Source organism: Rhodococcus sp. (in: high G+C Gram-positive bacteria) (genome assembly GCF_049591685.1).
Lineage (GTDB): Bacteria > Actinomycetota > Actinomycetes > Mycobacteriales > Mycobacteriaceae > Rhodococcoides.
In genome coordinates this window covers 1-9,292 of record NZ_JBAWFH010000011.1, presented here as the reverse complement: position 1 = coordinate 9,292, position 9,292 = coordinate 1, and the positions used below count along the sequence as shown (strand labels likewise).

The following is a 9,292-nucleotide window of genomic DNA, read 5'->3' as shown; positions in this document are numbered from 1 at the left end:
GTGCGGCAGCGATGTCGATACCGACATCCTCGTCAACGCCGCACGTTGTACATCGGTCACCGGCAATGCCGCCGCAGTCATAACAGGCATACTACAAACTACCGTACTATTTCACCGACGGATCACTAGCGCCGGTCGGGAACCGCGAGCGGCGCCGCCGGACTTTCTTCGGACGCCGGTACAGCCGTCGGAACGGTCGCAGCCCATGCGTTCATGGCGTCCAGCACCGGCCGTAGCCCCTGCCCCAGCGGAGTGAGTTCGTAGACCACCCGAGGTGGGATCTCCGGATACACCGTCCGGACGAGCAACCCATGGGTCTCGGACTTACGGAGCCGGTTCGTCAACGTGTGAGCACTGATCCCGTCCAATGCCGAAAGCAGTTCACCGAACCGGTGGGCACCGCCCAACAGTTCGCGCACGATCAATGTGGCCCATGGACCGTCCAGCAAACTCAGAAAACGCGTCACACCACAGGTCTCGACAGAACAGTCTTCGAACGCGATAGGCCTCATGTATGCCCACGTTGCAGCCAGTGCACTTGACGTAACCACTGCATTGCATGCACTAATGGCGGAATGACCTACATCGTGCACGGTGCCACAGGCGCCCAAGGTTCTCCCGTTCTCGCCGCTCTCGCCGCAGCGGGCCACCCGGCCACGGCCGCGGTCCGCGACACCTCGTCCGTCGAGGGCTCCGCGGTGTCCGTCGACTACACCTCCGTCGACTCGCTCGTCGATGCGTACACCGGCGCGGACGGTGTCTTCGTCCACATCCCCATCGGCCCCCTCGACGTACAGATGGCCACGGCCCGCTCGATCGCGGAAGCAGTCCGCCGGGCAAGGCCGGCCCGAGTCGTGTTCTCCACGAGCGGATCCACCATCGACGACTCCACGACTCCGACGTCAGCTCCCGACGTCCTCGCCCGCCTGCTGGCCGACAGCGGGGTGTCCCACGCCGTGATCGAGCCCCGCGTGTTTCTCGAGAACTTCCTGCTCCCCATATCCCTCGGACCGGTACGCCAAGACGGAGTGCTCATGTACCCGATCCGGGCGGACTACGCCGTGTCTTGGAGCTCGCACCTCGACATCGCCGACATCGCCGTTCGTCTACTCACCGATCACACGGTCACCGGAATCGTGTCGGTCGGAGCCCTGCCCGGTCTCGTCGGCGCAGATATCGCTGCAGGGTTCGCCACGTACCTCCACCGACCGGTCACCTTCCGCGCCATCACCCCCGACCACTACGGCGAACTCATCACCCCACTGTTCGGCGCAGGAGCTGCAGGGCCCGTCGTCGAGTCCTACCACCACCGACACACGCTGCCCGATGAAGTCATCACCCCGAGCAGGTCCGCGCAGAAACTACTGGGTATCGCCCCACGCAGCGTGCAGCAATGGCTGACAGATCTGAACATCTGACAGTTCGCCTCACCGTTTTGGGCGGCGACCGTGAGTTCGAGAATCGCCATTCGACGACCGGGTCGTGACGGAAATGTTCGACTTCCGGGTCTTGGCCGGTGAGGTGTGGGGCGGCCGAGACCTGCGCTCACGCATCGGCGCTCGGGAGACGCTCGACGAACGACTACGGCGTCGCCTTCAGCTCCTGTTCCATCGGTGCGAGGAAGTCGCGCGCGATGCTGGCGAGTTCGGGGCCCGCTGTGTGCGGTGTCCCGGCGTCGAACGGAGGTTGCGGCGCGTATTCGGCACCGAGCATGGAGAATCGGGCGTAGTCGTCGCCGCAAAGCTGGGCTACGAGTGCGATCCCCAGGTCCATTCCCGCGGTCACCCCCGCCGCAGTCATACGATTCCCGTCCTCGACGACGCGCTCGTCGACCTCGATCGCGCCGTAACCTGTCAGCAGATGCCGAAACGCCCAGTGCGACGTGGCGCGTCGACCATCGAGGAGACCGGCGGCGGCGAGGGCGATGGATCCGGTGCACACGCTGGTCACATACTGGGCGCTGCGTCCGAGCCGTTCGATGTGTGCCATCGCGGCGACGTCACGCAGCAGGATCCCGGTGTCGCCACCGGGGACGAGGATGACCGCGGGTGCATCGTCCGCCTCGGCCAACGCGACGGTCGGTAGCACCGACACCCCGTTCCCACTGACCACCGGCTCGCCCGCCGGCCCCGTTGAGGCGAGGTGGACGGTCGCTCCAGTGGCAGCGAGGAAGTGCATCGGGCCGATGGCGTCGAGCATCTCGAAGCCGGGGTGCACGACTATCAGGATCTGTTGACCGGTGAGGAAACCGTCGGGCGCGAGGCCGGCGACCGCGTCGTGCGCGGCGAGGCTGCGCTCGATGGCCGCTTGCTTGGCCGCATCGTCGTCGGCGGCCTCGAACACTGTGCTGCCCGTTGGGTTGTCGGTGTGATCGGTCACCGCGTGATCCTGTCTGTTCGTTGTCGGTCGTCTTCGTCGGAGAAGGCGAGTTGGAGTCGGCCGGTCAAGGGATTGACAAGCGCCGCTGCGTGCACTCCGAATACCCGCAGGAGGTGCTCGGAGGTGAACACCTCACGGGGGCTCCCGGATGCAACGACACGGCCGCGCTCGAGCATCACCACCTGGTCGCAGTAGGCGGCGGCAAGATTCAGATCGTGCAGTGTGACCAGCGTCGTGACCCTGAGTTCTCGTACGAGCGTCAGCAGCTGCAACTGGTGTCGGATGTCGAGGTGGTTGGTCGGCTCGTCGAGCACCAGTATTCGGGGCTCTTGAGCCAGTGCTCGGGCGAGCTGTACACGTTGACGTTCACCACCGGACAACGTACTGACCTGACGGTGCGCGAGATCTGCAACAGAGGTCGCCCGCATCGCCGATTCGATGATATCGGTGTCACCGAGTCGGGCCGCTGCGAACAGACGACCGTGCGGAAGCCGTCCGGTCGCAACACAATCGGCTACCGTCAGCTCCAGATCGGAGGGGTTGTCCTGCACGACCGCGGCTGTCACCCGGGCGACTTCTCGCGCGCTCGAGGTCCACACGTCACGCCCATCGGCAAGGACGTGGCCTTCGGCCGGACGCAGCATTCGATAGATCGCCCGTAGGAGGGTGGACTTGCCGCTCCCGTTCGGGCCGACGACGCCCACGATGTTGGACTGAGCCGACAGCGAGATGTTGTCGATGATCCGGCGACCCGCGATATCGACGCCGACGCCCTCGACGCGCAGCGGCGCGCCGTCCTCGATATTCATCGGTCCTCGCGCCCGGACCGGCGTAACAGCCACAGGAAGAACGGCGCACCCACCACTGCGGTCAGCAGACCCACGGGGATCTCACTCGGAGCGAGCACCAGACGGGCCCCGATGTCCACCACGACGAGCAACAGACCACCGGCGAGTGCCGAGGCGGGCAGCACCCAGCGGTGATCCGAGCCGACGAGCATGCGGACCGCGTGGGGGACAACGAGTCCGACGAAGCCGATGGCCCCGCTCACCGCGACCGCTACCCCGACCAGCATAGAGGTGATGACGAACAGCAGCAGTCGCATCCGTGCCACGTCGACCCCGAGACTGGCGGCTGTCTCGTCGCCGATGAGAAAGGCGTTGAGCACTCCGGCGAACAGTACGAGTACTACGGTCGCAGTCACCAGCACCGCTGTCGGCACACCGAGGTCGGTCCAGGTGGCGGCTGCGAGGCTGCCCGCGAGCCACGAGAGAACCTGTCCGACTCCACTACCGGGGCCGCTCGCACGGAGGACGAGATAGCTGGTCAACGAGCTCAACAGGTACGACACCGCGACACCGGCGAGCACAAGACGACTTGGGTTCACCCGGCCCCCTCGTTGGGCGAGGACGAACACGGCGATTGTCGTAGCGAGCGCCCCGACGAAGGCCGCCACCGGAGTCGACACCGCAGCGAGGACGCCCGAGGTCAGCGTCAGGGCGGCGACGGCCGCCAACGATGCCCCCGAGGAGACCCCGAACACGAACGGGTCGGCCAGAGGGTTGCGTACGACGGCCTGCAGTACCGCTCCGGCGACAGCGAGGGCGGCGCCGACAACGAATCCGAGCAGCGCCCGCGGAAGTCGAAATTCCCAGATGATCTGGTCGTCGAGTCCAGCGGTTCCGGTGCTCCACGGGAGGAGATGCGCGACGATGACGTCGACGACGTGCACCGGGGAGATCGCCACGCTCCCGATTGCCACTGATGCGACGACGGCGAGGGCGACACCGACCACCAAGACGAGCAGTACTACTTTTCGCCGAAAATTCGGCGGTGCCGCTACGCGATCGACGGCAGACGCTCTGCTCACGCCGAGGATACGGGCAGGTCCAGGCCCGGGTGAAGTGCGTTGGCGATTTTCGTGAGTCCGACCATGACCGAGATCGATGAATCGGTCTGCTGCGTGGGCACCTCGCTGATCCGTCCGTCCCGGACGGCCGGCACATTCGGGAATGTGTTCTCCAGGAACGCCTTCTGCGTCTCGAAGTCCTGCCCGTCGAACGTACCGACCAGGATCACGTCGGCGTCGGAGGCGGCGAATTCTTCCTTGCTGACGTAGACAGCATCCGAGGGGAATGCATTGGTACCGCCCGCCGTAGTGATCAAGCTGTCGTAGATTCCGCCGGCGAGCACGATCACCGGCCCTTCGCCACCATTGAAGTACGCGGTGCGGACGGTCGGCTTCCCCGCCACCGCACGGATCACGTCCTGCTTCTGCGCGTCCAATTGCGCGATGACGGCGTCCGCTTTCGCCTCGACGTCGAAGATACGACCGAAGTCACGCAGGGTCTTCGCAGCAGTGTCGATGTTCCACTTCTCGGTGCTCTGAGCGTCGGTAGAGGAGCAAAGGTTCGCGCCGTACACAGCTGCACCGCTCTGTTCGAGCTGCTCGACTGTTGCGTAGCCCTGGGACGGGTCGAAAGCGTAGCCGTCGAGGACCTGGCCCGTCACGAAATCAGGTCGTTCACTGAGCAGTACCTCTTTGGACGGGAACCCCATCGAACTGCCGATGCCCGTAAGGCCCTGTGCGGCGTCCTCGACCGAGGCCGGGTAGGGCGCGTAATTTTCCTGAACCGCGACGATTCGATCCCGAAGACCGAGAGCCAACAGGGCTTCGGTTGTCGATTGCCAGAGGCTGACGACGCGCGTCGGCTCCGCATCGACCGTGATGGAGCGTCCGCAGTTCTCCAGCGAAACCGGATATGCCGCCGAGGCCGCAGCCGACGGCGAATCCGACGACGCCGACTCACCGGAATCGGAACATCCCGAGGTCACAACGAGGACGGCGGCGATCGCCGCGCATCCGGCCATCGATCGTCGAGACAATCTCGACACGGCAACTCCTTCGATTCGACACGTGCACCCGGAATCCCGTGGCGGGCCGCAGTAGCAATACGAGGACGTAGTCGGGCGCGAGACTCGTTTAGTTCCCGTGCGCACGGATCGGACGGATCGGGAACTTCCGGGACCGCTGGCCCGACTACTGCACGAGTAGGACCGGCTGACAGCCCTGTGCAGCCCGAGGAGAAGGAACGAAGCCCGCAGATGTCCACCAGTGAGATCGATCGACCGTCAGCGCGCGGAGACACCCCGGCTTCGGCAACGAAGACGCCGTTGTGGCCACAGATCAGGCCGTTCGTGCTGCGGTTGCACTTCTACGCCGGCATCCTCGTCGGACCGTTTCTGCTGATCGCGGCAGTGACCGGCCTGCTGTACACCATCACCCCGCAGTTGTCGGACTACGTTCACCGCCACGAACTGACCGTCGATCAGATCGGCGATCAACAGCTGCCCCTCGGTGATCAGGTCGCCGCGGCCCGCGCCGCCTACCCGGAAGGGTCGATTACCGAGGTCCGGCCCCCCATCGACGCCGAGAGCACCACCCGTGTCGTTCTGGCGGTCGACGACGTTCCCGAAGGGTACGGGCGGACCGTGTTCGTCGACCCCTACACCGCGCAAGTACGCGGGGAACTGACCACGTTCGGTGAGTGGCTCCCGGTGCGGGCGTGGATCGACGAACTGCACCGCAACCTCCACCTCGGTGATCTGGGCCGTAACTACAGTGAGCTGGCTGCGAGTTGGCTGTGGGTGGTCGCACTCGGTGGCCTCGTATTGTGGGTCGCCCGGGTCCGTCAACGCTCGGCCAGTGCTGCCGAAGCCGCCAGGGCTGCTCTCGTGCCGGAACCGAAGAAAAAGGGCCGGGCTCGTGCGTTGTCGTGGCACGGCACGGTCGGTGTGTGGATCATCGCCGCATTGCTGCTGCTCTCGGTCACCGGTTTGACGTGGTCGCGGTATGCGGGAGAGACCATTGGGGACGTGCGTACGGCCTTGTCGTGGACGACACCGTCGGTCGAGACCGATCCTGCCGGAACGGGCGAGAGTGCAAGTAGTGATCACCACGGGGGTACAGGCGCGGCGGTCACCGACACCGTCATCGGGGAAGGTGTCGGAATCGACGGTGTCGAAGCCGCCGCCGAGGGCGCGGGACTGCAGGTGCCGATGAAACTCGTTCCGCCCCCGGAAGAGGGACAGGCATGGAAAGTGCAAGAGGCCAAGCGGGATTGGCCTACACGCTACGATTCGGTGGCCGTCGATGCCGGCTCTGGGCAGGTGATCGACAAGGTCGAGTTCGCGAACTGGCCGTTCATGGCCAAGATGACCAACTGGACCATCGATGCCCACATGGGCATCCTGTTCGGGCTGGTCAATCAGATCCTGTTAGCGCTCACTGCTATCGGGCTGATCGCCGTGATCCTTCGCGGCTACCAGATGTGGTGGTGGCGGCGTCCCACCCGGGCATCAGGAGTCAGGTTCGGGCCACCGGCCAAACGCGGTGCGCTGCGCCGGATGCCGCCGTGGGCCGCAGTGTCGGCGGTGGTGATCGCAGTGATGCTGGGTTGGTATCTACCGTTGTTTGGAATGACGCTCGCAGTGTTCGTTGCCGTCGACGTCGCTCTGGGACTTCGACATCACCACCGATCGCGCGGAACCGCACTCGAATCGGCGTCGCTGCCTACGCGGGAAGAACGAACCGACGCGGATCCAGCACCGGGTATCGATGCACTCGATCGGCAGGACAGGTCATGATTGCCGATACCTCGCTGCGGTGGATCACCACAGCGCTGTTCGTGTTCGCCGCCGGGTACTGCGTGTACCGCATCTCTCGCGCCGCGCACTGGAACATTCGGATCGACCACGGTTTCCATCTGTTGATGTGCGCAGCGATGATCGCGATGGCGTGGCCGTGGGGACTCGGCGTCCCACTTCTACCGCAGGGAGTGTTCTTCGCCGCGGCGGCAGTGTGGTTCGCGATCTACGCAGCACGCACGACGCCGAACAGCGCCGGTGTCGACGAGCACCCCCACGGGCCGGCGATGGGCGGTTATCACGCGTTCATGATGGCTGCGATGGTGTGGATGGTCGCGGTGATGGCCGGATGGCTTCCCGGCGCCGCCGCGCACGATCACACCGCCGACTCCGCTGCAGGTGGCATGGCCGGGACGGGCACACATGCCCATACCCCGGGCATGGACATGAGCAGTCATGACCATGCTGGTGCCATGAGCGAACCGGGATGGATCTCCGCGGTATCACTTACGCTCACAATCGTCTTCGCTGTAGCAGCGATCGTGTGGCTCTACCGTCTGTTCGTCGCCGAACAGACGGCTGCTCTCGCACCTTTACATCCTTCGCCCGCAGCGCAGGCGGGCAGCACTGCCGCGGCTGTACTACCGGCGTCGCGGCTGCAGACTGTCGCTGCGGCGTGCGAGGTGGCGATGGCAGCCGGGATGGCGATCATGATGGGCGTTATGTAGCACGATGCCCGGACCCAGTGCAGGTGTCCACGCGAGCGCGGGTCAGGCGGCCGGATCGTTCGCATCGCGTAGGTGGCCGCGTGGTCGTCCGTAGCGGGCTCCGTCGGGCAGCTCGATGTCGGCGCTGGTCTCGGCGGGTAGACGATGCGAGGCCGGAGGCCCGGTGTGGAGCTCTCGTCTGCGGACCATCACCGTCACCAGCACTCCGATGGCGATGACGGCGTGCGAGGCCACCCGCTCGGCGATGACCTGCCCGGCTACGGAATCAGTGATCACAAAGCCCGTCAGCAGCACCGTGAACGTGGCCAACACCGGCAAGATCCGTTGGTCGCGGCCGGGCGCCACGCGGCGATCAGGAGTCCGACGCCGACAGCAAGGTTCCAGGCGGTGCTTTCGTTGAACAGGTGCCCGTTCATCGCCTCCGGTCCCATGGCCATTCCGTCGTGGCCGTGATCGTGACCGACACCGAAAGTTTGGGTAAGTCCCAAGGCCAACTGCGCCAATGCGGCGCGCCATGGGTGTTCGCGGCTCACCCACCGCTGTGCACGCTGTGGCCGGCTTCTCGGTGCGGGGACCCCGACGGCGTCGAGGATCTTCGACGTCAGATCCGGAGTGCAGGTAGCCGAGCCGACGCGCAGAGCACGCGACAGTGCCGTCGCGGAGGCGTACCAAGCCGGCAGTCGGTGCAGGTAGCGAGATGCTCGTCCGTGCGATGGGTGGGAACGGGCTCTCGTTCTCCGTCGATGCGCGCTGACAGAGCTTCTCGCGCTAATGGGCAGTCCCGTCGCGCAGGTCTGTGGAAGAGTTCACCGCCGCGGTCGATTGGGTCGCTGTTGCCCACTCTGCGCAGACAGCATCGTCCTCGTCCGTGAGCTCTTCCGAAGATCTCGTCGAGGTCAGGATGTTGCTCGCTGGGTTGCCGGCCGAACGCCGCGAAGCGTTGATCCTCACGCAGGTGCTCGGCTTGACCTACGACGAAGCAGCACAGGTGTCCGGATGTCCCATCGGGACGGTCCGCTCCCGAGTTGCACGCGCACGTGATCGCAGCATCGCGAGCCGATGGACAGAACACCGGATAGAACGACTCGGCCCGCGGCGTCAGCCCCGATCCGCTCCGCATTGCGTTGTCGCGCCGGACGTCAGGAATCTTCGGTCAGCTCCCGATCACGAGCCTGGTCGGAGCGCGAACATCACCTCGGCGATTCGGGTGTCGTGACGCTTCGCGCGCCGTCGCCGCCAGGGGCGAGGAACACCAGGACAGAGGTGCTGACCGAGAAGCCCCGCGGTCGCGCTTGCCGGACGCACCGACGGATGTCCCCAGCACGTCGTCGCCGCACTCGACAGGGCGGCCGAGCAAGGGCGCCACGCCGGAATTCTATGTTTACACCCGTAAGGTTACGTGCTAGCTTTCCTTAGGTTTACAATTGTTACCTTACGGAGGCCCCACCATGATCGACTTCTTGGCACTACGCCTTGTCAAATGGGCGCGTGCGGTTCTCGTGTTGTCCGCGCTTGCGGCAGCGGTGGCAACGTTCTTC

At 65.3% G+C, this 9,292-nt stretch carries 10 protein-coding genes and 1 pseudogene; 4 read left to right on the top strand and 7 right to left on the bottom strand.

Translation table 11 applies throughout. The features are described 5' to 3' along the window. Positions 1-125: 125 nt before the first annotated feature. Positions 126-467 carry a winged helix-turn-helix transcriptional regulator gene (locus WBQ44_RS00395; RefSeq protein ID WP_495564757.1) on the bottom strand — a complete coding sequence of 114 codons (342 nt, stop codon included), beginning with the start codon at positions 465-467 and terminating at the stop codon, positions 126-128. A 108-nt stretch (positions 468-575) separates the two neighbouring features. Between WBQ44_RS00395 and WBQ44_RS00390 the strand changes: the two genes are divergently transcribed. After that, positions 576-1,418, top strand: a complete 843-nt coding sequence (locus tag WBQ44_RS00390; RefSeq protein WP_495564756.1) for an SDR family oxidoreductase — start codon at positions 576-578, stop codon at positions 1,416-1,418. A gap of 163 nt (positions 1,419-1,581) precedes the next feature. Here WBQ44_RS00390 and WBQ44_RS00385 read toward each other — a convergent pair whose 3' ends face one another. From WBQ44_RS00385 to WBQ44_RS00370, 4 genes are read right to left on the bottom strand one after another with little or no spacing between them, the layout of a single operon-like run. Continuing rightward, complete coding sequence (locus WBQ44_RS00385; protein WP_495564755.1) at positions 1,582-2,379, bottom strand: DJ-1/PfpI family protein; 798 nt, start codon at positions 2,377-2,379, stop codon at positions 1,582-1,584. Next, positions 2,376-3,188: an ABC transporter ATP-binding protein gene (locus tag WBQ44_RS00380; RefSeq protein WP_495564754.1), complete on the bottom strand. Its 813-nt coding sequence runs from the start codon at positions 3,186-3,188 to the stop codon at positions 2,376-2,378. The genes WBQ44_RS00385 and WBQ44_RS00380 overlap by 4 nt, the downstream gene beginning before the upstream one ends. Then, on the bottom strand, positions 3,185-4,249 hold the full coding sequence (locus WBQ44_RS00375) for a FecCD family ABC transporter permease (RefSeq protein WP_495564753.1): 1,065 nt from the start codon (positions 4,247-4,249) through the stop codon (positions 3,185-3,187). Before WBQ44_RS00375 ends, WBQ44_RS00380 begins: the two co-directional genes overlap by 4 nt. Then, a complete protein-coding gene (locus WBQ44_RS00370; RefSeq protein WP_495564752.1) occupies positions 4,246-5,274 on the bottom strand; it encodes an ABC transporter substrate-binding protein in 1,029 nt (342 codons plus the stop codon). Before WBQ44_RS00370 ends, WBQ44_RS00375 begins: the two co-directional genes overlap by 4 nt. 210 nt (positions 5,275-5,484) lie before the next feature. On the opposite strand from WBQ44_RS00370, the gene WBQ44_RS00365 reads away from it, so the two are divergent. Both WBQ44_RS00365 and WBQ44_RS00360 read left to right on the top strand, forming a co-directional pair. Next, complete coding sequence (locus tag WBQ44_RS00365; protein WP_495564751.1) at positions 5,485-7,026, top strand: PepSY-associated TM helix domain-containing protein; 1,542 nt, start codon at positions 5,485-5,487, stop codon at positions 7,024-7,026. Continuing rightward, positions 7,023-7,754 (top strand): DUF5134 domain-containing protein, encoded by a 732-nt coding sequence (locus WBQ44_RS00360; protein ID WP_495564750.1) that lies wholly within the window; start codon positions 7,023-7,025, stop codon positions 7,752-7,754. The genes WBQ44_RS00365 and WBQ44_RS00360 overlap by 4 nt, the downstream gene beginning before the upstream one ends. 42 nt (positions 7,755-7,796) lie before the next feature. Here the strand turns inward: WBQ44_RS00360 and WBQ44_RS00355 are convergent, their stop codons facing one another. Next, positions 7,797-8,066: a hypothetical protein gene (locus WBQ44_RS00355; RefSeq protein WP_495564749.1), complete on the bottom strand. Its 270-nt coding sequence runs from the start codon at positions 8,064-8,066 to the stop codon at positions 7,797-7,799. 289 nt (positions 8,067-8,355) lie between these two features. Further along, a complete protein-coding gene (locus WBQ44_RS00350) occupies positions 8,356-8,595 on the bottom strand; it encodes a zf-HC2 domain-containing protein (RefSeq protein ID WP_495564748.1) in 240 nt (79 codons plus the stop codon). A gap of 30 nt (positions 8,596-8,625) precedes the next feature. On the opposite strand from WBQ44_RS00350, the pseudogene WBQ44_RS00345 reads away from it, so the two are divergent. After that, a pseudogene (locus WBQ44_RS00345) lies at positions 8,626-8,796 on the top strand (sigma factor-like helix-turn-helix DNA-binding protein); the annotation flags it as partial. Between the last annotated feature and the right edge of the window lie 496 nt (positions 8,797-9,292).

Excerpts from the sequence above, each read along its gene's own strand:
- WBQ44_RS00390 (WP_495564756.1), top strand. The coding sequence starts at position 576 with ATGACCTACATCGTGCACGGTGCCACAGGCGCCCAAGGTTCTCCCGTT.
- WBQ44_RS00360 (WP_495564750.1), top strand. The coding sequence starts at position 7,023 with ATGATTGCCGATACCTCGCTGCGGTGGATCACCACAGCGCTGTTCGTG.
- WBQ44_RS00365 (WP_495564751.1), top strand. The coding sequence starts at position 5,485 with ATGTCCACCAGTGAGATCGATCGACCGTCAGCGCGCGGAGACACCCCG.
- WBQ44_RS00380 (WP_495564754.1), bottom strand. The coding sequence starts at position 3,188 with ATGAATATCGAGGACGGCGCGCCGCTGCGCGTCGAGGGCGTCGGCGTC.